Source organism: Pseudomonas sp. JV449, from assembly GCF_032424295.1.
Taxonomy (GTDB): domain Bacteria; phylum Pseudomonadota; class Gammaproteobacteria; order Pseudomonadales; family Pseudomonadaceae; genus Aquipseudomonas; species Aquipseudomonas marginalis.
The window spans coordinates 41,679-66,922 of sequence record NZ_VYKD01000028.1 but is presented as its reverse complement, the minus strand read 5'-3'; the positions used below and the strand labels follow the sequence as shown (position 1 = coordinate 66,922).

The following is a 25,244-nucleotide window of genomic DNA, read 5'->3' as shown; positions in this document are numbered from 1 at the left end:
CCATGTTCTCTTGACCGTAGCGCTTTGTGGCGGTTCAAACTGATGCGCGATTATTGTGCCTACAGGCCTTGCTGCAGTGCCGGATCGTCAGGGTTTTGCTGTTCGAGCTGGGCGAGCAGCACCTGCACATTCTGCAATTGGCCGCTTTCTTTCCAATAATTGACCAACAGCACCCGGGCCTTGCGATTGGCCGGGTGGCGCTGGACGATTTCCTCCAACTGGCGCTGGGCCGCTTCCAATTCCTGCTGGGCATGCAGGGTGGTAGCGAGGTCGTAGCGGTAATCCTGATTGTCCGGCTCCAGCTCCACGGCCTTGGACAGGCCGAGCAGGGCATAGGGGCGCTCGCCATGGTGCAGCAGCCACATACCCAGGGCATGTTGCAGGTAGGCCGACTCAGGGTGCGCCGCCAATTGCCGGGCCAGCAATTGGCGGGACTCATCGGTCTTGCCCTGTTTATCCAGCAACTCGATCTGCGCGACCACCGCTTGCAGGTTGTCCGGCTGCAAGCGCATGGCCTGTTCCAGGGCGTTTTGCGCTTCCGGCAGCAGGGCGCTGTGGATGTACAGGCGCGCCAGTTGAATCCAGCCTTCGGCCGTTTCCGGCTGGGCCTTGAGCTTTTTCACGAACTCGTCCAATACCTGCTGCAATGGCCCGAAGTACAGGCCCAAGGTGTCGGGCGACAGGCCGAGCAGGGCATTGGCGGCGGCAAAGCGTACGCTTTGTTCGGGATCATCGAGCACCGGGCCCAGCAGCAGGGTGCGCTGGCCGCTGGGCACCAGGCCGACAATGCTGTGGATGGCCGCTTCGCGCACCAACGCGGAGTCGCTGGTGAGGTCTTTATCGGCGAGCTTCAAGGCCTGGGGGCTGGGGTAGTTGGGCAATTCGGCATGCAGCGCGGCGCGGCGTTCGGGTGACAGGTCCGGCCGGCCCAGTTGCTGATACAGCACGCGCGCGGCGCCCGGCTCGCCGTTATGCGCCTGTTTCAAGGCTTTTGAGTAACCGTGGGCAATGGCAGGAGGCACGGCCACCTGGGCGGTGCGGGAGAAATACCAGGTGATCAGCACAATCAACAACAGGGCGCACAGGCCGACGATGGCGTAACGGCGTGACTTTGACATGCAGGCGTCCGAAAAGCTGAAGAAGCAAAGCCGCAAGCTTCGGCCAGACCACGGCAGGTGTCAAACCCGCGTCAGGTCAGCACGTATTCCACTGGCTCCAGGGCCGGCGGCAGGTCGGTTTCGCCGAGGGCGGCGAGCAGCTCACGCTCCAGGGTGCGCAGGATCGCATTGCAGGGCAGGTCGTTTTCGTCAAAGCCGAAAGGGTCTTCCAGGTCGTCGCCGATCTCATCGAGGCCGAAGAAGGTGTAGCTGACAATGGCGGTAAACACCGGCGTCAGCCAGCCCAGGGGTTCGGCCATGGCGAACGGCAAGAGGATGCAGAACAGGTAAATGGTGCGGTGCAGCAGCAAGGTGTAGGGGAAGGGCAGCGGCGTGCTTTTGATTCGCTCGCACGCGGCCTGTACCTGGCTGAGGCTGACCAGACGGGTTTCCAACTGGGTGTAACGCCATTCGCTGAGGGCGCCTTGCTCGGCCAGGGCGGAAAATCCCGCGCCAATCTGTTGCAGCACCCGGTCAGGCAGGTTGGGATGACTCGCTTCCACGCTCGCCCAGGGCTGGATCGCCCGGGCTTCGTCTTCGTGGCGCAAGCGCGCGACCAGCCCGTGGGCGAAGCCGCCCAGGCCCCGCAGCAGGCGCCCACGCTCCGCCGGGTCAGTAAGCACCTGGGTCTCGCGAATCAGCGAGCGCACCTCGATGATCATCTGCCCCAGTTGCTTGCGGCCTTCCCACCAGCGGTCATAGCAGGCGTTATTGCGAAAACTCATGAAGATCGACAGCGACAGCCCGAGCAATGTAAAGGGCGTGGCGTTGACCTTGGAGAAATAGGCCGGGTGCAGGGTTTCCACCAGCACGATCACCGACGCCAGCAGCGTGACCAGCAGGCTGCGCAGGGCGATGCGCTTGGCAATCGAGCCCTTTAGGGAAAACAGGATGCCCAGCAGGTTCGGTTTGGGACGTACGATCATCGCGGGGAGGACTTCTTCGGTGGCGCAGGCCCTCAGGTTAGGAGCTTGCACGACGCACGTCCAATCGCTTGGGCTGACCGGACGATCAGCGCGGTCGATGATTGGCCAAACCAGTCAGCCATGTTGAAGGCTTTGACCATTGCTGCCGTGGCGTTGCAGAGCGACTATTTCGACGATCTCGACCGTTCAAGGAAACAATAATGCAGATTGAGAACAAGGTTTTTCTGGTCAGCGGCGGCGCTTCCGGCCTCGGTGCGGCCACCGCAGATATGCTGGTCGCGGCCGGCGCCAAGGTCATGCTGGTGGATTTGAATGCCGACGCCGTGGCGGCCAAGGCCAGGCAGCTCGGCGACAACGCCCGCAGCGCAGTGGCGGATATCAGCCAGGAGGCCGCAGCCGAAACCGCCGTGCAGGCAACGGTCGCGGCGTTTGGCGGTTTGCACGGCTTGGTCAACTGCGCGGGGGTGGTGCGCGGTGAAAAGATCCTCGGCAAGACTGGCCCCCACGGGCTGGCCAGCTTTGCCCAGGTGATCAACGTCAACCTGATCGGCAGCTTTAACCTGCTGCGCCTGGCGGCAGCGGCCATCGCCGAAACGGAAGCGAACGCCGACGGCGAGCGCGGGGTGATCATCAATACCGCGTCGGTGGCTGCGTTCGACGGGCAGATCGGGCAGGCCGCGTACGCGGCGTCCAAAGGCGCGATAGCCAGCCTGACCTTGCCCGCCGCACGGGAGCTTGCGCGCTTCGGCATTCGCGTGATGACCATCGCCCCGGGCATTTTCGAAACCCCGATGATGGCCGGCATGACCCCGGAAGTACGAGACTCCCTGGCCGCCGGCGTGCCGTTTCCGCCGCGCCTGGGCAAGCCTGCCGAATACGCCGCGCTGGTGCGGCACATCATTGAAAACAGCATGCTCAATGGCGAGGTGATCCGTCTCGACGGCGCCTTGCGCATGGCGGCCAAGTAAGGAGGATGAGCCATGAATGATCCCATCGTGATTGTCAGCGCCGTGCGCACGCCCATGGGCGGGTTCCAGGGCGACCTCAAGGGCCTGACTGCGCCGCAACTGGGCTCTGCCGCCATCCGTGCGGCGATCGAGCGTGCAGGCATCGCCGCCGACGCCGTGGATGAGGTGTTGTTTGGGTGCGTGCTGCCCGCCGGCCTGGGCCAGGCGCCCGCGCGTCAAGCCGCCTTGGGCGCCGGGTTGGATAAGTCCACGCGTTGCACCACCCTCAACAAGATGTGCGGCTCGGGCATGGAAGCGGCGATCCTCGCCCATGATTCGCTGCTGGCCGGCAGCGTCGACGTGGTGATCGCCGGCGGCATGGAAAGCATGTCCAACGCGCCCTACCTGCTGGACCGCGCCCGCAGCGGCTATCGCATGGGGCACGGGCGGGTCATCGACCACATGTTCCTCGACGGCCTGGAAGATGCGTATGAAAAAGGCCGCCTGATGGGCACCTTTGCCGAGGAGTGCGCGCAGCTCAACGGCTTCAGCCGTGAGGCGCAGGATGCGTTTGCCATCGCGTCGCTGACCCGTGCGCAGGAGGCAATCACCCATGGCAGCTTCGCCGCCGAAATTGTCCCGGTACAGGTCACCGTCGGCAAAGAGCAGAAAACCATCCTGCATGACGAACAACCGCCCAAGGCCAGGCCGGAAAAAATTCCCGGCCTCAAACCGGCGTTCCGCGAAGGCGGCACGGTGACGGCGGCCAATTCCAGCTCGATTTCCGACGGCGCGGCCGCATTGCTGCTGATGCGCGAGTCCGAGGCACAACAGCGGGGGCTCAAACCGTTGGCGGTGATCCATGGGCACGCAGCGTTTGCCGATGAACCGGGGTTGTTTCCGGTGGCGCCGGTGGGCGCGATTCGCAAGCTGATGAGCAAGACCGGCTGGAGCCTCGACGACGTCGATCTGTTTGAAATCAACGAAGCCTTTGCCGTGGTCAGCCTGGTGACCATGAGCAAGCTGGAAATCCCCCACGCCAAGGTCAATGTCCACGGCGGTGCCTGCGCCCTGGGCCACCCGATTGGCGCGTCCGGCGCGCGGATCCTGGTCACCCTGCTCTCGGCCCTGCGCCAGAAAGGCCTCAAGCGGGGCGTCGCGGCCATTTGTATCGGCGGCGGTGAAGCCACGGCCATGGCCGTCGAATGCCTGTATTAAGGACTGAGCCCAATGCTGCCCAATGACGAACAACTGCAGATCAGCGACGCCGCCCGGCAATTTGCCCAGGAGCGGCTTAAACCGTTTGCCGCCGAGTGGGACCGCGAACATCGCTTTCCCAAGGAAGCCATCGGCGAAATGGCCGAACTGGGCTTTTTCGGCATGCTGGTGCCCGAACAGTGGGGCGGGTGCGATACCGGTTACCTGGCCTACGCCATGGCCCTGGAAGAAATCGCCGCCGGTGACGGCGCCTGCTCCACCATCATGAGTGTGCACAACTCGGTGGGCTGCGTGCCGATCCTGAACTTCGGCAACGATCAGCAGAAAGAGCAATTCCTCCAGCCCCTGGCCAGCGGCGCCATGCTCGGTGCTTTCGCCCTGACTGAGCCACAAGCCGGTTCGGATGCCAGTGGCCTGAAAACCCGTGCACGGCGTGAAGGCGATCATTACGTGCTCAATGGCTGCAAACAGTTCATCACTTCCGGCCAGAATGCCGGGGTGGTGATTGTGTTCGCGGTGACCGACCCGGCAGCGGGCAAGCGTGGCATCAGCGCGTTTATCGTGCCCACCGATTCGCCGGGCTACAGCGTGGCGCGGGTCGAGGACAAGCTCGGCCAGCATGCCTCCGATACCTGCCAGATCCTGTTCGAGGATGTAAAGGTGCCAGTGGCCAACCGTCTTGGGGAGGAGGGCGAGGGCTACAGGATCGCCCTGGCCAACCTTGAAGGCGGTCGCGTCGGCATCGCCTCGCAATCGGTGGGCATGGCCCGCGCCGCTTTCGAGGCTGCACGCGACTACGCCCGAGAGCGTGAAAGCTTCGGCAAACCGATCATTGAGCATCAGGCCGTGGCCTTTCGCCTGGCGGACATGGCCACGCAAATCGCCGTGGCACGGCAGATGGTGCACTACGCCGCCGCCCTGCGGGACAGCGGCAAGCCGGCGTTGGTCGAAGCTTCCATGGCCAAGCTGTTCGCCTCGGAAATGGCTGAGAAAGTCTGTTCCGCCGCCTTGCAAACCCTCGGCGGTTACGGTTACCTGAGCGACTTTCCCCTGGAGCGGATCTACCGCGATGTGCGGGTCTGCCAGATTTACGAAGGCACCAGCGATATTCAACGCATGGTCATCTCACGCAATCTCTAAGGAGCCGATACATGAGTTACGACACCATTTTGCTCGAAGTCCAGGGCCGCGTCGGGTTGATTACCCTCAACCGTCCCCAAGCCCTGAACGCCCTGAATGCGCAGTTGGTCAGCGAGTTGAACCAGGCGCTGGATGGCCTGGAGGCCAACCCGGAAATCGGCTGCATCGTGCTGGCCGGCTCGAAAAAAGCCTTCGCCGCCGGCGCCGACATCAAGGAAATGGCCGAGCTGACCTACCCGCAGATCTACCTCGACGACCTGTTCAGTGACAGCGACCGCATCGCCAACCGTCGCAAGCCGATCATCGCCGCGGTCAACGGCTTCGCCCTCGGCGGTGGCTGCGAACTGGCGCTGATGTGCGACTTTATCCTGGCCGGTGACGGCGCCAAGTTCGGTCAGCCGGAAATCAACCTCGGCGTGCTGCCGGGCATGGGCGGCACCCAGCGCCTGACCCGCGCGGTGGGCAAGGCCAAGGCCATGGAAATGTGCCTGACCGGACGGTTTATCGATGCGGTGGAAGCCGAGCGCTGCGGGATTGTCGCGCGCATCGTGCCCGCCGATGAACTGCTCGACGAGGCGCTGAAGGTCGCCACGCTGATTGCCGGCAAATCGGTGCCGATCAGCATGATGGTCAAGGAAAGTGTGAACCGTGCGTTTGAAGTGAGCCTGTCGGAAGGCGTGCGCTTTGAGCGCCGGGTGTTCCATGCCGCGTTCGCCACGCAGGATCAGAAGGAAGGCATGGCGGCGTTTGTGGCCAAGCGTGCGCCTGAGTTCAAGGATAAGTAGCCGTTGCCAGCTGTATAGCTGCAAGCTGCAAGTAATCGCCAATGCGCTTTTACTTGAAGCTTGCAGCTTAAGACTTGCAGCTCCTACAGCTGGTAGTTTTTGAGTTCCCGGGCAATGACCATCCGCTGTATCTCGCTGGTCCCTTCGTAAATCTGCGTGATCCGCGCGTCCCGGTAGTAACGCTCCACCGGGTAATCCTCCAAATATCCATAGCCGCCATGAATCTGCATTGCGCTGGAGCAGACTTTCTCGGCCATTTCCGAGGCGAACAGCTTGGCCTGGGACGCTTCCGAGAGGCACGGCTTGCCAGCGCTGCGCAGGCGCGCCGCGTGCAGGATCAGTAAACGGGCAGCGTTCAGGCGGGTTTGCATGTCTGCCAGCAGGTTGGCCACGCTTTGGTGTTCGATGATCGCCTTGTCGAATTGCACCCGGTCGCGGGCATAGGTCAGCGCCGCCTCGAAGGCCGCACGGGCGATGCCCAGGGCTTGGGCGGCAATGCCGATGCGGCCGCCTTCGAGGTTGGACAGGGCGATGGCCAGGCCTTTGCCGCGCTCGCCGAGCAGGTTGGCCTCGGGCACGCTGCAGTGGTTGAGGGTCACGGCGCAGGTGTCCGAGGCACGAATACCCATCTTGTGTTCGGTACGGTCGACCACAAACCCCGGGGTGTCGGTGGGTACCAGGAACGCGGAAATGCCCTTCTTGCCCAGGTCCGGGTCGGTCACGGCAAATACAATCGCCAGCTTGGCGCGCTTGCCGTTGCTGACGAACTGCTTGGCGCCATTGATCACCCACTGGCCATCGCGCAATTCGGCGCGGGTGCGCAGGTTGTGGGCCTCGGAGCCGGCCTGGGGTTCGGTCAGGCAGAAGCAGCCAATCGCCTGGCCACTGGCAAGGTCGGCCAGCCAGGTGTGTTTCTGGGCATCGGTGCCGTAGTTGAGGATTGGCCCGCAACCCACTGAATTATGGATACTCATCAGTGCGCCGGTGGCGCCATCGCCGGCCGAGATCTCTTCCACGGCCAGGGCATACGCCACGTAGTCGACATAGGTGCCGCCCCATTCTTCCGGCACTACCATGCCCAACAGGCCCAGTTCACCCATCTTCGCCACCAGGGCGTCGTCGATCCAGCCGGCTTTTTCCCAGGCTTGGGCATGGGGAGCGATTTCACCACGGGCGAAGTCGCGCGCCATGTCACGGATCATTACCTGTTCTTCAGTGTATTCAATGTCTTGCATGGCTTATTTCGCAACCTGCTCGAAGTGATGGAAGAAGCTGTCGACGTGGCTTTTGTTCAGTCCATGGAGCGTCGGCGGGTTCCAGCGAGGGTTCTTGTCCTTGTCGATGATCAGCGCACGGACCCCTTCGATCAGGTCGCCGCGTTCGAACCATTGGCGGTCAAGGTGCAGCTCCAGGGCAAAGCACTGCTCCAACGGCAGGCGCCGGCCGCGTCGCAGCATTTCCAGGGTCACGGCCATGGCCAGGGGCGAGCGGGTTTGCATCAGGTGGACGGTGTTCAGTGCCCACTCATGGCTGTCGGCGACAGTGACCTCCTGAAGTTGCTCGACGATGCTCGGAATGTCCGGCAGGCCGAAGAAGTGGTCGATCGCGGGGCGCAATGCGGCCAGCGGCGGGTCGGGCAGGCGCTGCACCGCCAGCTTGGCCAGCACGCCTTGCAGGTCTTTGAGCGGCGATTCATGCCATTGCAGGCTGTCGAGTTTCTGGTCGAGGCTGGCCAGCTTGGCGCTGTCCAGGTACCAGTTGGCCAACCCGCAATACAGGGCGTCTGCCGCGCGAACCTGCACGCCGGTCACGCCGAGGTAAATGCCCAGCTCGCCGGGAATGCGCGGCAGGAAGTAGCTGCCACCGACGTCCGGGAAGTAACCGATCGCCACCTCCGGCATCGCCAGGCGGCTGCGCTCGGTGACGACGCGCAAATCAGCACCCTGCACCAGGCCCATGCCGCCGCCCAGGACAAACCCGTCCATCAGGGCCAGTACGGGTTTGCGGTAATGGTGGATGGCCAGGTCCAGCGCGTATTCCTCGACGAAGAAGTCTTCGTGCAGGGTGTCGCCGCGTTTGAAACTGTCATACAGGGAGCGGATATCGCCGCCGGCACAAAATGCCTTTTCGCCCGCACCGCGCAGGACTACGGCATGCACCTGCGGGTCGTCTGACCAGGCGTGCAGCTGTTGCGCCAGGCTGCGGACCATGTCCAGGGTGATGGCATTCAAGCCAGCGGGGCGATTGAGGGTGAGGTGACCGATATGGTTGCGTACTTCGGCCAGTACGTCGTCCTGACGCCTCTCGGCGCTGCTTGCTTCGCTTGAAACCTGAGCAGTCATCTGTAACTCCCTGCTTTTATTGTTCTTTATCAAGATGGTCGTGCGCAAACACTCCCGTGATCGTACCAGTGCAAATTTGCACAGTACAACCCGAAATCATGCAGGTCGTTTTTGCATTTATGCAGGGTGGCGGGCGCGGGTTCAGGTCACGCGGGTTGCCAGTACTTCACCGATGCTGCGGCGCCGAGCGTGGGTTTCTGCAGCATGGATCAATTGCTCCAGCTCCGTCGGGGCCACGTCGTAGAATTGCTCCATGTCCGCCAGCGCCAGCTTCAAGTCGGCGGCCGTGATAGCGGGGTCGCGGGCGGCCCTGGGGTCAGGCAAGACAGTCGTCGACGTCTCGACAGCACCCTTGGGGTAGCGCGTTCGCGTCGCATTATTGTAGGCCAATGCACAGGCCAGCAAGGCGCCGGCGCCGAGTAATACGGCCCCCAATTCGTGCCAGCCCAGGGCGGCGGAGGCAGGGTCGGCCAGGACCAGGCTCATGGCCAGCCCACCGGCGGGCGGGTGCAGGCACCGCAGCCAGCACATCAGCACCACGGCCATGCCGGCCGCCAGGCAGGCACCGCCCAGGGTGCGCCCAAGGACGCGGGCCACCAGCAATGCCACGACACCGGCGCACAGGTAGCTGCCGATGATCGACCAGGGTTGTGCCAGCGCACCGGATGAGACCGCAAACAACAACACCGCCGAAGCCCCCAGCGGGCCCAGCAGGTGCAGGGCCACCTCCATGCCGAAGACCTGGGCACAGAGCCACACACTGAAGAATGTACCCAAGGCCATGCCAATCGCGGCACGGCTCCATTCGGTGGGGCGGGTGTTGATAGCAGCGGGAAACCAGCGAGAGCGCATTGAAAGGAAATCCATAAACGGCGGGCAAAAAAAAGGCTTGTCTGGTTGCCCGGAAAAGCCCTTTGAAAGTTCCTGCATTTGGGGGAGGAACCCGCGCAGTGTGCCGCGCCCGGCAGGGCAGCGCCAATGCATATTAATGAGGGTTAAATACAAAAATAATGAGTTTATCAAGGCGTGGCGGAGCGGTAGATAGCTACCGCATGTGGCCATCGAGTTTACAGTTGGGGTTCAGACGCAACTCAAGGTTGGGCAGGTTTAGCCAGGTGCAGCAGCACATAGGGGGTTCGGTCGAACTCACCGCTCAACGTAGGCGTGATAGAGGCAAAGCGCGGGTCTTCGAGCCCTTCGAAATCCGCCTGGCTCATCACCAGCCACGCCGGCCCTTGCAGCGGTGCCAGGTCAGAAGCTTGTTGGGTAAACAACGGCACCTGGTCGCAGTCGAGGTTGACCATGTATTTGATCGCCTTGGCGTCTTTGCCCAAGCCGTGCAATACCACGGGGGCGCGCTGTTGCTTGACCTGCTCATGCACTTGCAGGGTAAAGGTGCGGGTGTCGTAGACGCTGCGTTCGAGCGGTTCGACCACGGCAATATAGGTTGCCCAAACCGCAAGCACGGCGGCAAGCGCCGGACCCAGCGGCCGTAGGCGAGCCCTGAACAACGCCAGCAATGCCAAGGCTTGCAACACGCCGAGAACGGCGAACACCGGCCCCAGCTGGCTCAACTGCTGCGGATAGCGTGGCCGCGCGAATACCAGCCCGACGATCAGCAGGCCTGGCAGCAGTGTCCATAGACCCAGCATCAGCCCGCGTAGCCATGCAAACAGCCGCCCCTCAGTGACCTGGAACGGGTACGCCGCAATGATCGCTGCCATCGGCAACATCGGCAGCACATAGCGAGCCTTCTTTGCCTGGGGAATCGACAGGCCCAACATCACCAGCAAGCCTGCGGCGGCGCAGTACAGCACCAGTTGCAACGCCGGCGTCGGCACGCGGCGCCCACCGACCGCAAGCGCCAGCAGCACCAGCAGCGCCACGGGATAGGCGAGGGCGTAGTTGCCCAGCGAGCTGGTGAAGTAATACAACGCGCCACTGGAGCCTTCACTGCCGTCCATGCGCCCCAGGAACTGCATGCGGATCACATCCTGCATGAAGCTCTCGCCGCCACTGAGCTTGGCCATCAGCAACAGCAGGCCGACACAGGCCGCCAGCAGCGCCAGGGCCAGCAGGCCAAAACTGAACAGTTGGCGCCATTGCCGGTTGATCAGGTAGTAGCTGCACAGCACACCCGTGGGAATGACCAGCCCGATCGGCCCGCGAATCGCAAAGCCGAGGATCAGCAGCAGGTACAGCCAGTACAGGCGTCTGCCCGCACCGAAATGATCATGGGCATAACCGAGGTAGAACACCGCCAGGGCGATGGCGGCGAGCATCTGGTCGAGGGATACCGCACGGGTTTCACTGATGAAGGTACTGCTCAGCAACAACAGCGCGATGCTCAGCAGCCCCCAACGCTGGGAGTAGGGCGCCGTCAGGCGATACACCAGGATGACGATCACTGCCGAGGCAATCGACGTGGGCAGCCAGGCCGTGAGGCTGGTGACCTGGCCCAGGGGCAGGGACAACAGCCAGGTCATCAGCGTCGAGGTGGCCAGGTAATCGGCATACGGCTGCCCGTAGGTGGTGGGAAAAAAACCCGGCCCATGGCGCAGCATCTCCTGGGCAAATACCACGAAGCGTGAGTCGAAACCGATAATCGCCTGGTGCCAACTGCCGGCGATGAACAACAGCAGCGCCAGCAATCCCAAGCCGAGGGATTGGCGACGAATCGTCGGGCTGAGCAGGGACGGTTGAGCTTTGTTCACGAATCAGGCTTCCACGACCTGCGGCACCCACTGTTGTTGGGGGATCGGCAACTGGCAGGAATCGCCACGACCGATCGGGTAATACTGGAAGCCTTTGCGCGCCAGGCGCTCACCGTCATACAGGTTGCGGCCGTCGAAGATCACCGGGGTTTTCAGGCGCTGGTGGATCAGCTCGAAGTCCGGCGCCTTGAACTGCTGCCATTCGGTGCAGACGATCAGCGCATCGGCGCCGAGCAACGTGGATTCCGGCGTGCCCATCAGCATCAGCCGCTCCTCGTCAGCGTAGATGCGCTGGGTTTCCTGCATGGCTTCCGGGTCGAACGCCCGCACATTGGCGCCGGCGGCCCACAGGGCTTCCATCAGCACGCGGCTGGGTGCATCGCGCATGTCGTCGGTGTTGGGCTTGAACGCCAGGCCCCACAGGGCAAAGGTCTTGCCGCGCAGGTTGCCCTGGAAGAACGCATTGATACGTTCGAACAGCTTGCTTTTCTGGCGCTGGTTGATGGCTTCCACGGCTTCCAGCAGGTCGCTGGAGCAGTTGGCCTGCTTGGCGCTGTGGATCAAGGCACGCATGTCCTTGGGGAAGCACGAGCCGCCGTAGCCGCAGCCGGGGTAGATAAAGTGGTAGCCGATGCGCGAGTCGGCGCCGATGCCCAGGCGCACGGCTTCGATATCGGCGCCCAGGTGTTCGGCCAGCTCGGCGATCTGGTTGATAAAGCTGATCTTGGTGGCCAGCATGCAGTTGGCGGCGTATTTGGTCAGTTCGGCACTGCGCAGGTCCATGAAAATGATGCGGTCATGGTTGCGGTTGAACGGCGCGTACAGGTCGCGCATCACGTCGCGCACTTCTTCGCGCTCGCAGCCGATGATGATGCGGTCCGGGCGGCGGCAGTCGGCAACGGCCGAGCCCTCCTTGAGGAATTCCGGGTTGGAGACGATATCGAACTCCAGGTGCCGGCCGGCCAGGTGCAGGGCTTTTTCGATATGGGCGCGCAGGGTGTCCCCGGTGCCCACCGGGACGGTGGATTTCTCCACCAGGATCACCGGGTCGATACGGTGGCGGGCCACCGCATCGCCCACCGACAGCACGTACTTGAGGTCCGCCGAGCCGTCTTCATCCGACGGTGTACCCACCGCGATAAACAGCACTTCGCCGTGTTCGACGGCAAGCTTTTCGTCAAAGGTGAAATGCAGTCGCCCGCTCTCCAGGTTTTCCTTGACCATGGCCGCCAGCCCCGGCTCGAAGATGCTCACATGGCCTTGCTGCAGGAGCTTGACCTTGTTCTGATCGACGTCCATGCAGATGACATCGTGACCGACTTCGGCTAATACGGTGGCCTGCACCAGACCGACGTAACCACTACCAAATACACTGATTTTCATGGGGCATTCCTGGCGCTTACAGCGCTAGCACGGCGAGAGTTAATAACCAGCACACCAAGGATGACAAGCGCCACCCCCAGGGTTTTCGAGAGGGAAAAATGTTCGTTGAACACCGGCAGGCTGGCGGCCAGCAGGTACACCAGCGCATAGCTGATGCTCAGCAGCGAATAGGCGCGGCCCAGGGGCAGGTGCTTGAGGGCGCCGAGCCAGCAGAGCATCGACAGCGCGTAGGCCAGGATCGCCAGGCTTACTACGCCCAACGCGGTGAAGTCGATGGCGTTGCTGTTGAACGCGGTCAGCCATTCGGTGGGTAAGGGCAGGCGCGTCATGCTCCAGCGCATGCCCAATTGGGCGGCGCTGACCAGGCCAACGCTGCCCAGGGCCAGGGCAAAACCACGCACGCGGCTCATACCTGGCGCCCCAGCAGCACCACACCGGCAATCACCAGCACCACACCCAGCCAATGCCGTGTGTCGATGGGTTCGTTGAATACACAGCGTGCCACCAGGGTGACCAGGACAAAATTGAGGCTGAGCATCGGGTAGGCGATGCCGACTTCCAGGCGCTGCAACACCAGCAACCACACCAGCAAACCAAAACCCAGGCACAGCAGGGCCGACCACAACCATGGTGAGCGCAGTTTCAGCGCCCAACCGTCGGGCTGGCCGCGCCAGCCTTCCACGGCGAATTTCTGCGAGACCTGGCCCATGCATGTCAGCAGGCAGGCCGCCAATAACAGGAGCAGTGTGATCATGGCGCAACCTGCGGGAACACCAGGATCACGATATTGCCTTGCTCGTAGCGCTTGCCGTCCTTGGGCAGCAAGTCCACTTCGGCGAGTTCGTCGTCACCCTTGACGCGCATCACCACACCGACCGCGCCGTGTTTTCGCGCGTCGCTCATCCATTGCTGGACCTGTGTGGTGTCGACCTTGTGATGGGCCGCATCGTCGAAGGCCAAGCCATATTTCACTTCGCCGACGGTGTTATAGAGGGTCACGTCCGGGCGCTTGACGCGCCATGCCAGGGCGGAGGCCGCGCCGAGGTCGTTGCTCAGCAACGCGCTGGTCTGGCTCAACTCCTGGAGGTGATCGATGATGAACTGGTCCGGGGTCTTGTTATAAACCACCGAATGGGGCAATGCGGCCGGGACCAGCGCCACCAGCAACCAGCTGCCGATCGCCGGCGCCGCCCACAAGCGCAGCGGGCGCGACGCTTGCAGCAGGTTGGCGACGATCCAGCCGAACAGGAACATAAACACCAGCACCAGGCTGAGGGTTTCACTGCCGTGCTCATACACCGGTTTTTTCAGTTGGACCCACGTCAGCGCGAGCAAGGCCAGCACGCCGATGACCAGGTTCAGCCAGCCGTTGATGCGTAACACGCGCCCACGGGCCTGGGCCAGTTTGTCGGCCAGGGAATGGCCCATCAACAACGCCAGCGGCAACAGGCACGGCATGATGTAGGAGGGCAACTTGCCCTTGGCCAGGCTGAAAAACGCCAGCGGCATCAGCAGCCACAGCAACAGGAAGGCGGTTTTCGCCGCGCGTTTTTCCTGCCACGCCTGTTTCAGGGTCGACGGCAATAGCGCCACCCACGGCAGGCAGAAGGCAATCAGCAGCGGCAGGTAATACCAGAACGGTTCCGCATGCTGGGCATCGTCGCCGGCAAAGCGCTGGATATGCTCGTGCCAAAAGAAGAAGTTCCAGTAGTCCGGCTCTTGCAGGTGCACGGCCAGGGCCCACGGCAGGCTCACCACAATGGCCACGACCACGGCGACCAGGCCGTAGCCGAGCAGTTCGCGAAAGCGCTTCTGCCAGATCGCGTAGGGCAGGGCGATCAATACCGGCAACAGCCACGCCAGGAAGCCCTTGGTCATAAAGCCCATGCCACAGGCAAAACCGAGCAGCGCCCAGGATCCCAGGCGGCCGTTGCGGGTGGTGCTGTCGAAGCAGAACCACAGGGCGACGCCGGTCAGGTTGACCCAGAACGTGAACTGCGGATCGAGGTTGGCATAGCCGCCCAGTGCCGCCACGCTGACAAAGCTCATGTACAGCACACTGCTGACCAGGCTTTTTTGCGGGTCATTCCACAGCCGGCGCGACACCAGGTACACCAGCAGGATGCTCAAGCCGGTGCTCAGCGCCGAGGCGAAGCGCACGCCAAACAGGTTCTGCCCGAAGATCGCCTGGCCCAGCGCGATCATCCAGTAACCGGCAGCCGGTTTTTCGAAATAGCGGATCCCCATGAAGTGCGGCGAGGCCCACTTGCCGGTCAGCAGCATTTCCTGGCTGATCTGTGCATAGCGGGTTTCATCCGGAATCCACAGGCCGTGGGTGGTCAGCGGCAACAGGTAAAACACACCGAACGCCAGCAGGAGCAGGGGCAAGGCCCAACGCCGGATCATGCCTGCTGCACTCCGAGCCACCCCTCGCGGCCGCTCAAGGCGCCGCGCACCAGGTGTTGCCGGGGCAGGGTGGTCAGGTCCGCAGGCAACAAGTCGCCCAGCGGTTTGAAGTCGATGCCGCGCTGCCCTGCCTGGGCGAGCAACTGGCGAAAATCATTGGCCATCAGAATCCCTTCTACTTCTGCGTGGATCGTGTAGACGTTGAGCTTCGACTCGGCAAACCGGTCAAGAATGAAGCCGTTGAAGTCTTTGGCGGCCACCACCGGCCCGACGACTTCGTCGAAGGTCGGCAGGTCCACCGGAATTTGTGGCGTACCCGCGCTGCCATCGGCCAATGTCGGCCGAAACAGGCTGGTACCCCGGCAATCGCTGTTGTAGCGGAAGTTGAAACCTTGCTTGGCCTGCACCACACGCTCGTCGGCACGCCAACCGGCGGCGGCCGAACAGTCGATGGGTTCGCCGAGGATGTCGCTCAGGGTCTCCACGCCGCGTCGAATCTGCTCGACCAGCTGTGCATCGCTCCAACGCCCGGTGTTGGCCTGCCAGCCGTGGTGATCCCAGGCGTGCAGGCCGACTTCATGCCCCGCCGCCTTGGCCTGGCGCATCAAGTGCCCCAGGTCACGGCCGATCGGCTTGCCTGGCCAGGCGGTGCCGGCCAGCAGGATGTCCCAGCCGTACAGGCCGGCCGCGTTGGAACGCAGCATCTTCCACAGGAACTGCGGGCGGATCAGGCGCCACAAGTGGCGCCCCATGTTGTCCGGCCCGACACTGAAGAAGAACGTCGCCTTGACCCCGGCCTCATCCAGGGATTCGAGCAACCGTGGCACGCCTTCACGGGTGCCGCGGTAGGTATCGACGTCGATGCGCAAGCCTGCCTTCATTACTTTTTGTCCGCGATTTCGAGCATGGCTTCACGCAGGAAGAAGTCCAGCGTGTTGCCGATGGTTTCACTCATTTCCACGGTCGGCTCCCAGTTCAGCAGGCGCTTGGCGTTTTCGATGCTTGGCTTGCGGTGGGCCACGTCCTGGTAACCGGTGCCGTAGAACGCCTTGCTCTCGACGTCACGGAAACCGGCGAACGGCGGGAAGTTACCGCGCAACGGGTGCGCCTCGAACTGACGCAGCAGCTCTTCGCCCAACTGGCGGATGCTGGCTTCGTTTTCCGGGTTGCCGATGTTGATGATCTGGCCGTTGCAGGCATCGTTGTCGTTATCGATGATGCGCGCCAGGGCTTCGATACCGTCGGCGATGTCGGTGAAGCAACGCTTCTGCTCGCCACCGTCGAACAGGCGGATCGGCGTACCTTCCACCAGGTTCAGGATCAGCTGGGTGATCGCCCGGGAGCTGCCGATACGCGCCGAATCCAGGCGGTCCAGGCGCGGGCCCATCCAGTTGAACGGACGGAACAGGGTGAAATTCAGGCCCTTGGCGCCGTAGGCCCAGATCACGCGGTCCAGCAGTTGCTTGGAGACCGAGTAGATCCAGCGCTGCTTGTTGACCGGGCCGACCACCAGGTTGGAGGTGTCTTCGTCGAAATACTGGTCTTGGCACATGCCATAGACTTCGGAGGTCGACGGGAAGATCACGCGCTTGTTGTACTTGACGCAGTAGCGCACCAGCTTGAGGTTTTCTTCGAAGTCCAGCTCGAACACGCGCAGCGGGTTGCGGGTGTATTCGATCGGTGTGGCGATGGCCACCAGTGGCAGGACCACGTCGCACTTCTTGATGTGGTACTCGATCCACTCGGTGTGGATGCTGATGTCGCCTTCGACGTAATGAAAGTTCGGGTGGCTGCGCAGGCGCTCGATGGCGTCAGAGCCGATGTCCAGGCCGTAGACTTCATAACGGTCGTCACGCAGCAGGCGCTCGGACAGGTGGTTACCGATAAAGCCGTTCACACCGAGGATCAGCACGCGGGTCCGGCGCGGCTTGCGGCCGGACTCGGCACCGCGCAGCACGGAGCCGTCGACCAGGCCCAGTTCGTTGGCCAAGGACGGACCGGCCAGGTACAGGCCGTTGTCGTTGCGCTGGCCGAACTTGACCACCAGAGAGTCTTCGCCGCAGGCGATGCGCAGCGGGTTGACGCTGATCACACGGCCCGGTGCCAGACCTTCATTGCCCTTGACCACTTCGGCTTGCCAGACGATGAGCTTGTGCTCGCCGACGGCGCAGAAGGCACCTGGGTACGGTTGAGTCACCGCACGCACCAGGTTGAACAGCTCTTCAGCGGGTTTTTTCCACTCCAGCTTGCCGTCGGCTGCGGTGCGACGACCAAAGTAGGTGGCCTGGCTTTCGTCCTGGGCCGTTTCCGTCAGCTTGCCCGCAGCCAGTTGCGGCAGGGCGTCGCGCAGCAGGCTGGTGGCCGCATCACGCAGCTTGGCGTGCAGGGTCAGGCCGGTGTCGGTGCGCTCGATCACGACTTTTTGCTGGGCCAGGATCGCCCCGGCATCGGCGCGCTTGACCATGCGGTGCAGGGTCACGCCGGTTTCGGTTTCGCCGTTGACCAGCACCCAGTTGGCCGGTGCGCGGCCACGGTATTTAGGCAGCAGCGAGCCGTGCAGGTTGAACGCACCTTTGCTGGCGGTGGCCAGCAGCGGCTCGCTCAGCAGGTTGCGGTAGTAAAAGGAGAAGATGTATTCCGGGTTCAGCTTGGCAATACGCTCGATCCACAGCGGGTGGTTGGCGTCTTCCGGCGCGTGTACCGGGATGCCGTTGCGCGCGCAGAGTTGGGCGACGGAAGCGTAGAAATTGTTTTCCTTGGGGTCGTCGGCATGGGTGAACACGGCGGCAATGTCGTAGCCGGCAGTCAGCAGGGCTTCAATGCCCGCACAGCCAATATCGTGGTAAGCGAAGACAACGGCTTTTGAATTCATGACGAAACCTGATCGGAAGGAAAAGTAGTGGTGGAATGGGAAGACACCAGGCCGTCGACGACGACCACGGGTGCCGGTGCTGCCGGTTGGTTGCGCAGCACTTTTTCAATAAAGAAGCGGGGGCGCGCACGCACGTCGCTGTACATGCGCCCCAGGTATTCACCCAGCAGGCCCATGCCGATGAACTGGCCGCCGGTGAACACGAACAGCACCGCGAACAGTACAAACATGCCATCGCCGGCCCATTGGGCACCGAAGGCCAGGCGCAGGATGATCAGCGCGAAGGCGAACAGCACGCCCAGGCCCGCGAGGCTGAAGCCGACGATGGACAGCAGGCGCAGCGGGGTGGTGGTCATGCAGGTCAGCAGGTCGAACATCAGGCTGATCAGGCGCATGGCGCTGTATTTGGATTCGCCGTGTTCACGCTCGGCGTGGTGCACCAGGATCTCGGTGGTATGACGGGCAAAGCCGTTGGCCAGGATCGGGATGAAGGTGCTGCGCTCGCGGCAGGCGAGCATGGCGTCGACGATGGTGCGCCGGTAAGCGCGCAACATGCAGCCGTAGTCGCTCATGGCGACGCCGGTGGAGCGTTGCACGGCGAGGTTGATCAGGCGCGAAGGCCAGCGGCGAAAGGCCGAGTCCTGGCGATTGTTGCGTACCGTGGCGACCACGTCGTAGCCCAGGGCGGCCTGTTCCACCAGGCGCGGGATTTCTTCGGGAGGGTTCTGCAGGTCGGCATCGAGGGTAATCACCACTTCGCCCCGGCACTGCTCGAAACCGGCCATGATCGCCGCATGCTGCCCGTAGTTGCGATTGAGGATCACCGCCACCACGTTGCTGCCGTCTTGCGCGGCGGCGTCTTCGAGCAATTGGGCGGAGTTGTCACGGCTACCGTCATCCACCAGGATGATTTCGTATTCGTAGGCCAGTTGCTTGCAGGCGGCGGTGGTGCGACGCAGCAGTTCAGGCAGGCTTTCTTGTTCGTTGTAGACCGGGATAACGATCGACACGCAATGAATAGGGTAGGGTTTCAAAGATTCATGACCTCGGGGCTAGAGCAACTTGGAGCGTAAAAACAGCAGTGATCATTGGGCAAACGTAGGGCTCGCAGGTAAAAAACGGCGCAAAAGTTGAAGTTTAATCAACAGGTTAGCTGGTGTTGTGGGACTCGCTCTGAAGTTTCACGTTCAAGATTAAGCGCAAAAATGTGCAACAGATATGAAAGGCAGATGAAAAACTCGTTTATTTGACAGGTAGACAGCTAGGGTTCAGCTACGCAACTAAGGTATGGCAGGGTAAGGCCCGCAGGCTGAATAGGCGTTGTCTGCAGGTGAGGCGCTTTAATCCGCCAGCCCTTGGTCTTAATTGAAGAATCTTCTCTGCAATGCGCTTCAAGTGCCGGTAAAGTAAGCCATCTCTTGCCAGGGTACTCGGATGAATAGCGTGCAGCGTATAAGCGGCCAATGGCGGCCCGTTTTGATCGGATTGTTGATGACGGCGGCCTGCGTCAGCGCCGTACGGGCAGATGATGGCGTGGCGCTCACCGCGCTCGCCCAAGTGCCTGAGGGTGTTGAAGTGCGCGGCAGGCAGGTCGCCGCCTATACCTGGGACGACCGCCAGGGCAAGAACCTGCTGGTGCTCTCCGAGCAGGTCAGTGAACGCGAGGATGACGGTACCCAGTCGGCGTTTGTCTATGCGGCCCAATACCTGATCGACGGTGACCGTCCCAAGCGCATGTGGATGCTCTACGACGACGTGCAGCATTGCCAATTCGATGCGGCGCTGCGCTTCGACAGGGCCGCGACCAAGGTCACCGACCTCACCGGCGATGGCGTCACCCAGGCCACCGTGGGCTATTCGCGCTCCTGCACCAGCGATGTCAGCCCCAACGAATTCAAGCTGATCATGCATGTCGGCAAGTCGCAGAAGTACCGCCTGCGCGGGGTCGACCGGGTCGGCGCAGCCTGGTGGGATGAAGAGGCCGGGGCCCTGCGTGGCATGCCGCTGCCCAAGGATTGTAGCGTGGCCGGGCAGCAGGCGCTGGTCAGCCAGTACAAGGAGCAGGGCACGGAGTTGCCGTTGCCGGGTTGCTATGGCGATGAGAAGGACTTTGCCAAGGCGCCGGACGCTTACCTGACCTTTATGCGTCAGCACTGGTTCGCACTGATGCAGAAGCAGGATGCCGAATGGAGTCAGGCCCAGACCCAGCCCCAGGCGCCCACCGAGGATGAAGACACGGCACCGTGATTTTGTGCCAGGGCTTTTCCTGGGTTAGACTCGGTCTTCGCCAATTCACTAAATACCTCGATTAAACAATGAGTTGTTCGAGGTATTTAATCCAAAGGCTGATCTACCTTGACCGAGTCTATCCGTAACCCGTTGACCCTCTACCTCACCCGCCTGGCCCCCTCCAGCCAACTGACCATGCGCTACGTGCTGCAGGACGCCGCCGACCGCCTGGGCTTCGAAGACATCAACCTCGAAGACATCGACTGGCACCTGCTGCAACCTGAACATGTCATCGCCCTGGTCGCAGCGTTGCGCGAAGACGGCTACGCGCCGAATACCTCATCCCTGTACGTGAATGCCGTGCGCGGGGTGATGAATGAAGCCTGGCGCATGAGCCTGATCAGCCAGGAACATCTCCTGAAAATGCGTACGGTCAAGGCCACGCCCGGCACGCGCCTGGGCCAGGGCCGCAATCTGCGGCGCACGTTGATCCGGGAAATGATGGAAGTCTGCGCCGCCGACCCTCGCCCCCAAGGCCTGCGTGATGCAGCGGTCATCGGCATCCTGTATGGCTCGGGCATGCGCAAGTCCGAGTCGGTCAACCTCGACCTGGCGCAGATCAACTTCGATGAACGCAGCTTGCGCGTAATCGGCAAGGGCAACAAGGAGCTGGTCAAGTATGCACCGGACTGGGCTTTCGCCAAGTTGCAGGCCTGGTTGGCGTTCAGGCGCGAACAGCTCAAGGAAGGCGAGCAGGACGACAGCTTCCTGTTCAACCGCATACGAAGGGGCAGCCATATCACCCGCGAACGTATCACCAAGCACGCGATTTACTACATCGCGCGCCAACGGGGTGAGCAGGTCGGGGTGAAGATCATGCCCCACGATTTTCGCCGCTCGTTCATCACGCGGGTGATCGAGGAGCATGACCTGTCGATTGCACAGAAGCTGGCGCACCATACCAATATCCAGACCACCGCCAGCTATGACGTGCGTGACGACAATGAGCGGAGGCGGGCGGTGGACCGGTTCGATTTATAGGCGATCAGCGCGATATTACTAGGCCCTGTAGGAGCGAGCTTGCTCGCGAAGAGCTCACAGGCACCGCATTTATCCAGAATGCACGCGTTACCGTTGACGTTTTTCGCGAGCAAGCTCGCTCCTACAAAAGGCAAGTACGCTTAATTGATCGGTGGGTTTAGAGAATGGGTTTGCCACCGGTGACCGCATAACGCGAACCCGAGATGTAGCTGGCCTCGTCCGATGCCAGCAGCACATAAATCGGCGCCACTTCCACCGGTTGGCCGGGGCGGCCCAGCGGGGTTTCGCTGCCGAAGTTCTGCACGTCTTCATCAGTCATGGTCGCCACGATCAACGGCGTCCAGATCGGGCCGGGCGCGACGCTGTTGACGCGGATGCCCTTGCTGCCGAGTAATTGCGCCAAGCCGCCGGTGAAGTTGGCGATTGCGCCCTTGGTGGCGGCATAGGCCAGCAGGGTCGGCTTGGGCATGTCGGAGTTCACCGAGCTGGTGTTGATGATCGAACTGCCGGCCTTCATATGCGGCAGCGCAGCCTTGCAGAGGCGAAACATCGCGGTGATGTTGATATCGAAGGTCTTGACCCATTCCTCATCCTCGATCTCTTCGAGCGTTTCGTGGGTCATCTGGAACGCAGCGTTATTCACCAGCACGTCGATGCGCCCGAACTGTTCCACGGTCTTGTCGACCAGCGCCTGGCAGGTGGCTTTTTGCGCAATGTCACCCGGCAGCAACAGGCATTGGCGGCCCGCTTCCTCAACCCAGCGCGCGGTTTCCTTGGCGTCTTCGTGTTCGTCCAGGTAGGCGATGGCGACGTCAGCGCCTTCACGGGCAAAGGCGATGGCCACCGCACGGCCGATGCCGCTGTCGGCACCGGTGATCAAGGCGATTTTGTTGGCCAACCGGCCGGAGCCCTTGTAACTCTGTTCCCCGCAGTCCGGGTACGGGTCCATTTTGCGCTGGGTACCGGGCACGTTTTGCGCTTGAGGGGCGAAGGGCGGGCGAGGGTAGTCAGTCATTTCCAATCTCCATAGGTTTCGAGCGGTGCTATGGGATTAGTAGTTTCATGGCCGGCGATAGTTGTAATGGATGCCGGCCAGGCCCGACGAGCGGTATAGGTCAGCCGTGGGGCGGGGCGCTCGCCAGGTGCGCCGGCAGGCGGCGCAAGGTCCACAGCGTGGTGAACATCGCCGCGAGCGCACACAGCGCGATACCGATGAGCATCGGCGCCGGCGTGTGGTCGGCAAACACTCCGACCAGGGTCATGGACACGGCAGCGGTGATCATCTGGATGGCCCCCAACAGCGCGGAGGCAGATCCCGCCACAGCACCATGATCTTCCAGGGATAACACGCCCGCCGCCGGCAACAACAGGCCGAGGAAACCGAAGCCGATAAACAGCAACGCCATCATCAAGGCTAGGCTGTCTACCCACAGCGTGGTCGCGGCCAGCAGCACCATAACGGCGGCTACGGCGACCACCGACCAACGAATCAGTGGCGCCAGGCCGAAGCGTGCGCTCAAGCGTGCAGTGAGTTGGCTCATGGCAAAAAACGACGCGGCGTTCAGGGCGAAACACAGGCTGAACTGGGTAGGCGTGAGGCCGAAGTATTCGATATACACGAAGGGCGCACTGCCGATAAACACGAAGAACGTCGCCAGCCCGAACCCGCACACCACCGACAAACCGATGAAGACCGGGTCACGCAGCAGTGCGCCGTAGCTGCTGAACGCCGTGCCCAAGGTCTTGCCCAGCCGGCGCTCGGCGGGATGGGTTTCGGGCAGCTGCACAATTGTCATCACCAGGCACAGCACGGCTACCACCGCGAGCACGGCGAACACTTCGCGCCAACTCCACAACGAAATCACCAGGCTGCCGGCCAGTGGCGCGAGAATCGGCGACACACTCATCACCAGCATCAGCAAGGCCATCAGCCGCGCGGCTTCATGGCCGGTGTACAGGTCACGCACGATCGCCCGGGGAATGACCATCCCGGCACAGGCGCCGAAGGCCTGCACGGCACGAAAGCCGATCAGCACTTCAATGGTGGGCGCCAGCGCGCAGCCGACGCTGCCCACCGCAAAGATCAGCAGACCGGCGTAAATCGGCGGCTTGCGCCCGAACACATCGCTGATCGGGCCGTAGAACAGCTGGCACACCCCAATGACCATGAAGAACACCGTGAGGCTCATCTGTACCGCCGCCGGCGAGGCGTGCAGGCTGGCGCCCAGGGTAGGCAGGGCGGGCAGGTAGATGTCGATGGCGAACGGGCCGACGGCGGTGATCAACCCCAGCAGTAACGCAAGGTGGGCAATACTTCGGGACATGGGCGGTTTCCGGCAGCGCAAAAGCCGATCAGCTTAAGGGATCCGCGCAGATCCGCAAACTTGGGCTTCACTAACAGGGATTGATGCCGATAACGGTAAGAACGTTGCTTCGACGGTTGGGTATGGGGATGTCAGCATGACGATCAAATTACGCTTGATGCTGTTGATTGCCACTGGGTTGCTCACGGCTCTGGTCATGAGCCTGGCCGGCTACCTGGGGAATGTTCGGATGAGCGAGGCCGTACAGGATAGCGAGGTGAGCATGACGGTCCTGCGCAACCATATGGAAGCCGACATGATGCACGACGCACTGCGTGCCGACGTGCTGTCCGCGATGCTCGTGGGGTTGGGCAAAAGCACCAGCAGCAAGGATGAGGTCAACACCTCGTTGAAGGAACACGCCGAGCATTTCCGTCAGGTACTGGGGGACAACCTCAAGTTGCCGCTGGATGCCACGATCAAAAGCGGCCTGGAAAAAATCAGACCCAGCCTGGACACCTATATCAGTGCCGGCGAGCGCATCGTCGCGCTGGCACTGGAGAATCCTGAGGCCGCTCGCGGGGAACTGGACACCTTCAACAAGGCGTTTTCCCAGCTGGAAGATCAAATGGCCGCATTGAGCGAGCTGATCGAAAGTCATACCCAGCAGACCAGCGCCAGTACGCGGCAGACCATCAGCCACGCCAATTTGACCTTGGGCGCGGTACTGATCGCGAGCCTGCTGTTGCTCCTGGCTCAGGGCCGCTGGGTCATCTTGAGCATCATGGGGCCACTGCAGACCGCCAGCCGCATTGCTGCGAGTATCGCTCGTGGCAACTTGAGCGAGCCGATCGTCGAACCCAAGCGCAAGGACGAAGCCAGCTCATTGATCCGCAACCTCGCCATCATGCAGCGAGATCTACGCGGCATGATCGAGGTGGTGCGCAGCAATGCCCACGGCGTCAATGGCATGAGCGAACGCTTGAGCCAGGGCTGCCATGACGTCGCCGGCAGCAGCCAGCAGCAAAGTGCGGCCGCCAGCACCATGGCGGCCGCGGCCAGTGAAATGACCGCCAGTATCGAGGAAATCACCCGGCATGCCGGACGCGCCCTGGACATGGCCAACCAGGCCGAAGCCCTGGCCAAGGACGGCGGCCGGGTGATCCATCAGGTGGTGAAGGATATGGATGGCATTGCCCGCTCAGCGCAGCAATCGGCCCAGGTCATTCGTACGCTGGACAAGGAGTCCGAGGCGATCTTCAGCATTATCCAAGTGATCAAGGGCATCGCTGACCAAACCAACCTGTTGGCCCTGAACGCCGCGATTGAAGCCGCCCGCGCCGGCGAACAGGGACGCGGCTTTGCGGTGGTCGCCGATGAAGTGCGCAGCCTGGCGGGCCGCACCAGCGCCTCGACCCAGGAAATTGCCAGCATGGTCGGGCGTATCCAGCAGAACACCCGGGAAGCGGTGACCAGCATGGAGGAGGGCGTCACCCAAGTGGATAAAGGCATGGCGGTGACTGCCGAGGTGGAGCGAGCGATCCGCGATATTCTGCAGGCCACCCTGAATACCACCGAGTTGGTGAACGACATCTCGCGCACCATCGGTGAACAGAGTTTGGCCAGCAACGAAATCTCCCACCAGGTGGAGATGATTGCGGGGATGTCGGAAAACAACAGCCGCATCATCGGCGAAACCGCCTCGACCACCGATGAACTGGCCGGGTTGGCCGGCAAGTTGTCGCAATCCGTGGATCGCTTCAGCCTGTAACACCGCACAG

Annotated in this window: 23 protein-coding genes and 1 pseudogene; 9 read left to right on the top strand and 15 right to left on the bottom strand. The window is 62.3% G+C overall.

Translation table 11 applies throughout. The annotated features are described in order from the left end of the window. Positions 1–59: 59 nt before the first annotated feature. Both F6S08_RS24315 and F6S08_RS24310 read right to left on the bottom strand, forming a co-directional pair. Positions 60–1,118 carry a tetratricopeptide repeat protein gene (locus tag F6S08_RS24315; protein ID WP_065927518.1) on the bottom strand — a complete coding sequence of 353 codons (1,059 nt, stop codon included), beginning with the start codon at positions 1,116–1,118 and terminating at the stop codon, positions 60–62. Between the two features lie 71 nt (positions 1,119–1,189). Continuing rightward, positions 1,190–2,083 carry a bestrophin family protein gene (locus F6S08_RS24310; RefSeq protein WP_315872529.1) on the bottom strand — a complete coding sequence of 298 codons (894 nt, stop codon included), beginning with the start codon at positions 2,081–2,083 and terminating at the stop codon, positions 1,190–1,192. Between the two features lie 45 nt (positions 2,084–2,128). Here F6S08_RS24310 and F6S08_RS24305 point away from each other — a divergent pair, with 45 nt between their 5' ends. The 5 genes from F6S08_RS24305 to F6S08_RS24285 are packed head-to-tail and all read left to right on the top strand — an operon-like array spanning position 2,129 to position 6,173. Further along, positions 2,129–2,284, top strand: coding sequence for a hypothetical protein (locus F6S08_RS24305; protein WP_159440246.1), 156 nt, complete (start codon positions 2,129–2,131; stop codon positions 2,282–2,284). Then, positions 2,284–3,051 (top strand): SDR family NAD(P)-dependent oxidoreductase, encoded by a 768-nt coding sequence (locus F6S08_RS24300; RefSeq protein WP_065927520.1) that lies wholly within the window; start codon positions 2,284–2,286, stop codon positions 3,049–3,051. The genes F6S08_RS24305 and F6S08_RS24300 overlap by 1 nt, the downstream gene beginning before the upstream one ends. A 12-nt stretch (positions 3,052–3,063) precedes the next feature. Beyond that, positions 3,064–4,248, top strand: coding sequence for an acetyl-CoA C-acyltransferase (locus tag F6S08_RS24295; RefSeq protein ID WP_137212311.1), 1,185 nt, complete (start codon positions 3,064–3,066; stop codon positions 4,246–4,248). A 12-nt stretch (positions 4,249–4,260) separates the two neighbouring features. Beyond that, the gene (locus F6S08_RS24290) at positions 4,261–5,388 is read left to right on the top strand and encodes an acyl-CoA dehydrogenase (protein ID WP_315872434.1); all 1,128 of its coding nucleotides are present in this window, start codon (positions 4,261–4,263) and stop codon (positions 5,386–5,388) included. 11 nt (positions 5,389–5,399) lie between these two features. Beyond that, positions 5,400–6,173, top strand: coding sequence for an enoyl-CoA hydratase (locus F6S08_RS24285; protein ID WP_315872433.1), 774 nt, complete (start codon positions 5,400–5,402; stop codon positions 6,171–6,173). A gap of 83 nt (positions 6,174–6,256) precedes the next feature. Here the strand turns inward: F6S08_RS24285 and F6S08_RS24280 are convergent, their stop codons facing one another. From F6S08_RS24280 to arnC, 11 genes are all read right to left on the bottom strand, one after another. Then, positions 6,257–7,408 carry an acyl-CoA dehydrogenase family protein gene (locus F6S08_RS24280; RefSeq protein ID WP_065946988.1) on the bottom strand — a complete coding sequence of 384 codons (1,152 nt, stop codon included), beginning with the start codon at positions 7,406–7,408 and terminating at the stop codon, positions 6,257–6,259. A 3-nt stretch (positions 7,409–7,411) separates the two neighbouring features. Further along, positions 7,412–8,515 carry an enoyl-CoA hydratase/isomerase family protein gene (locus tag F6S08_RS24275; RefSeq protein ID WP_065927525.1) on the bottom strand — a complete coding sequence of 368 codons (1,104 nt, stop codon included), beginning with the start codon at positions 8,513–8,515 and terminating at the stop codon, positions 7,412–7,414. Between the two features lie 141 nt (positions 8,516–8,656). Next, positions 8,657–9,367 carry an HPP family protein gene (locus F6S08_RS24270; protein WP_065927526.1) on the bottom strand — a complete coding sequence of 237 codons (711 nt, stop codon included), beginning with the start codon at positions 9,365–9,367 and terminating at the stop codon, positions 8,657–8,659. A gap of 239 nt (positions 9,368–9,606) precedes the next feature. After that, positions 9,607–11,229: an ArnT family glycosyltransferase gene (locus F6S08_RS24265; RefSeq protein ID WP_315872432.1), complete on the bottom strand. Its 1,623-nt coding sequence runs from the start codon at positions 11,227–11,229 to the stop codon at positions 9,607–9,609. 3 nt (positions 11,230–11,232) lie between these two features. Further along, entirely contained in the window at positions 11,233–12,612 is a 1,380-nt protein-coding gene (locus F6S08_RS24260) for a UDP-glucose dehydrogenase family protein (RefSeq protein WP_065927528.1), read from the bottom strand. Further along, the gene (arnF, locus tag F6S08_RS24255) at positions 12,609–13,022 is read right to left on the bottom strand and encodes a 4-amino-4-deoxy-L-arabinose-phosphoundecaprenol flippase subunit ArnF (RefSeq protein ID WP_315872431.1); all 414 of its coding nucleotides are present in this window, start codon (positions 13,020–13,022) and stop codon (positions 12,609–12,611) included. The genes F6S08_RS24260 and arnF overlap by 4 nt, the downstream gene beginning before the upstream one ends. Further along, positions 13,019–13,366 carry a 4-amino-4-deoxy-L-arabinose-phosphoundecaprenol flippase subunit ArnE gene (gene arnE, locus F6S08_RS24250; protein ID WP_065927530.1) on the bottom strand — a complete coding sequence of 116 codons (348 nt, stop codon included), beginning with the start codon at positions 13,364–13,366 and terminating at the stop codon, positions 13,019–13,021. Before arnE ends, arnF begins: the two co-directional genes overlap by 4 nt. Next, positions 13,363–15,018: a lipid IV(A) 4-amino-4-deoxy-L-arabinosyltransferase gene (arnT, locus tag F6S08_RS24245; RefSeq protein ID WP_315872430.1), complete on the bottom strand. Its 1,656-nt coding sequence runs from the start codon at positions 15,016–15,018 to the stop codon at positions 13,363–13,365. The genes arnE and arnT overlap by 4 nt, the downstream gene beginning before the upstream one ends. Beyond that, positions 15,015–15,899 (bottom strand): 4-deoxy-4-formamido-L-arabinose-phosphoundecaprenol deformylase, encoded by an 885-nt coding sequence (gene arnD, locus F6S08_RS24240; protein WP_065946993.1) that lies wholly within the window; start codon positions 15,897–15,899, stop codon positions 15,015–15,017. Before arnD ends, arnT begins: the two co-directional genes overlap by 4 nt. After that, complete coding sequence (arnA, locus tag F6S08_RS24235) at positions 15,899–17,890, bottom strand: bifunctional UDP-4-amino-4-deoxy-L-arabinose formyltransferase/UDP-glucuronic acid oxidase ArnA (protein ID WP_092484314.1); 1,992 nt, start codon at positions 17,888–17,890, stop codon at positions 15,899–15,901. Before arnA ends, arnD begins: the two co-directional genes overlap by 1 nt. Next, entirely contained in the window at positions 17,887–18,924 is a 1,038-nt protein-coding gene (arnC, locus tag F6S08_RS24230) for an undecaprenyl-phosphate 4-deoxy-4-formamido-L-arabinose transferase (protein ID WP_065927534.1), read from the bottom strand. Before arnC ends, arnA begins: the two co-directional genes overlap by 4 nt. A gap of 400 nt (positions 18,925–19,324) precedes the next feature. On the opposite strand from arnC, the gene F6S08_RS24225 reads away from it, so the two are divergent. Together F6S08_RS24225 and xerC are read left to right on the top strand one after the other, a co-directional pair. Next, positions 19,325–20,137, top strand: a complete 813-nt coding sequence (locus F6S08_RS24225; protein ID WP_315872429.1) for a M949_RS01915 family surface polysaccharide biosynthesis protein — start codon at positions 19,325–19,327, stop codon at positions 20,135–20,137. Between the two features lie 108 nt (positions 20,138–20,245). Continuing rightward, complete coding sequence (gene xerC, locus F6S08_RS24220) at positions 20,246–21,160, top strand: tyrosine recombinase XerC (RefSeq protein WP_027605855.1); 915 nt, start codon at positions 20,246–20,248, stop codon at positions 21,158–21,160. Between the two features lie 157 nt (positions 21,161–21,317). On the opposite strand, the gene F6S08_RS24215 is transcribed toward xerC, so the two are convergent. Both F6S08_RS24215 and F6S08_RS24210 read right to left on the bottom strand, forming a co-directional pair. Beyond that, positions 21,318–22,175: an SDR family oxidoreductase gene (locus F6S08_RS24215; protein WP_137212316.1), complete on the bottom strand. Its 858-nt coding sequence runs from the start codon at positions 22,173–22,175 to the stop codon at positions 21,318–21,320. Positions 22,176–22,275: 100 nt separating this feature from the next. Beyond that, positions 22,276–23,484 carry a multidrug effflux MFS transporter gene (locus F6S08_RS24210; protein ID WP_065946997.1) on the bottom strand — a complete coding sequence of 403 codons (1,209 nt, stop codon included), beginning with the start codon at positions 23,482–23,484 and terminating at the stop codon, positions 22,276–22,278. Between the two features lie 136 nt (positions 23,485–23,620). Here F6S08_RS24210 and F6S08_RS31560 point away from each other — a divergent pair. Both F6S08_RS31560 and F6S08_RS31555 read left to right on the top strand, forming a co-directional pair. Then, positions 23,621–24,376 (top strand): annotated as a pseudogene (locus F6S08_RS31560) (MCP four helix bundle domain-containing protein); the annotation flags it as partial. Continuing rightward, positions 24,371–25,234: a methyl-accepting chemotaxis protein gene (locus F6S08_RS31555; protein ID WP_371263379.1), complete on the top strand. Its 864-nt coding sequence runs from the start codon at positions 24,371–24,373 to the stop codon at positions 25,232–25,234. The pseudogene F6S08_RS31560 and the gene F6S08_RS31555, both read left to right, overlap by 6 nt. Positions 25,235–25,244: the final 10 nt, after the last annotated feature.

What these genes read in the sequence shown, in the direction of transcription:
- F6S08_RS24225 (WP_315872429.1), top strand. Translation starts at nt 19,325, where the DNA reads ATGAATAGCGTGCAGCGTATAAGCGGCCAATGGCGGCCCGTTTTGATC.
- arnE (WP_065927530.1), bottom strand. Translation starts at nt 13,366, where the DNA reads ATGATCACACTGCTCCTGTTATTGGCGGCCTGCCTGCTGACATGCATG.
- F6S08_RS24260 (WP_065927528.1), bottom strand. Translation starts at nt 12,612, where the DNA reads ATGAAAATCAGTGTATTTGGTAGTGGTTACGTCGGTCTGGTGCAGGCC.
- F6S08_RS24285 (WP_315872433.1), top strand. Translation starts at nt 5,400, where the DNA reads ATGAGTTACGACACCATTTTGCTCGAAGTCCAGGGCCGCGTCGGGTTG.
- arnD (WP_065946993.1), bottom strand. Translation starts at nt 15,899, where the DNA reads ATGAAGGCAGGCTTGCGCATCGACGTCGATACCTACCGCGGCACCCGT.
- F6S08_RS24280 (WP_065946988.1), bottom strand. Translation starts at nt 7,408, where the DNA reads ATGCAAGACATTGAATACACTGAAGAACAGGTAATGATCCGTGACATG.
- arnT (WP_315872430.1), bottom strand. Translation starts at nt 15,018, where the DNA reads ATGATCCGGCGTTGGGCCTTGCCCCTGCTCCTGCTGGCGTTCGGTGTG.
- F6S08_RS24270 (WP_065927526.1), bottom strand. Translation starts at nt 9,367, where the DNA reads ATGCGCTCTCGCTGGTTTCCCGCTGCTATCAACACCCGCCCCACCGAA.
- F6S08_RS24310 (WP_315872529.1), bottom strand. Translation starts at nt 2,083, where the DNA reads ATGATCGTACGTCCCAAACCGAACCTGCTGGGCATCCTGTTTTCCCTA.
- F6S08_RS24215 (WP_137212316.1), bottom strand. Translation starts at nt 22,175, where the DNA reads ATGACTGACTACCCTCGCCCGCCCTTCGCCCCTCAAGCGCAAAACGTG.
- F6S08_RS24300 (WP_065927520.1), top strand. Translation starts at nt 2,284, where the DNA reads ATGCAGATTGAGAACAAGGTTTTTCTGGTCAGCGGCGGCGCTTCCGGC.
- arnF (WP_315872431.1), bottom strand. Translation starts at nt 13,022, where the DNA reads ATGAGCCGCGTGCGTGGTTTTGCCCTGGCCCTGGGCAGCGTTGGCCTG.
- F6S08_RS24315 (WP_065927518.1), bottom strand. Translation starts at nt 1,118, where the DNA reads ATGTCAAAGTCACGCCGTTACGCCATCGTCGGCCTGTGCGCCCTGTTG.
- F6S08_RS24295 (WP_137212311.1), top strand. Translation starts at nt 3,064, where the DNA reads ATGAATGATCCCATCGTGATTGTCAGCGCCGTGCGCACGCCCATGGGC.
- F6S08_RS31555 (WP_371263379.1), top strand. Translation starts at nt 24,371, where the DNA reads ATGCAGCGAGATCTACGCGGCATGATCGAGGTGGTGCGCAGCAATGCC.
- F6S08_RS24210 (WP_065946997.1), bottom strand. Translation starts at nt 23,484, where the DNA reads ATGTCCCGAAGTATTGCCCACCTTGCGTTACTGCTGGGGTTGATCACC.
- F6S08_RS24275 (WP_065927525.1), bottom strand. Translation starts at nt 8,515, where the DNA reads ATGACTGCTCAGGTTTCAAGCGAAGCAAGCAGCGCCGAGAGGCGTCAG.
- F6S08_RS24290 (WP_315872434.1), top strand. Translation starts at nt 4,261, where the DNA reads ATGCTGCCCAATGACGAACAACTGCAGATCAGCGACGCCGCCCGGCAA.
- arnA (WP_092484314.1), bottom strand. Translation starts at nt 17,890, where the DNA reads ATGAATTCAAAAGCCGTTGTCTTCGCTTACCACGATATTGGCTGTGCG.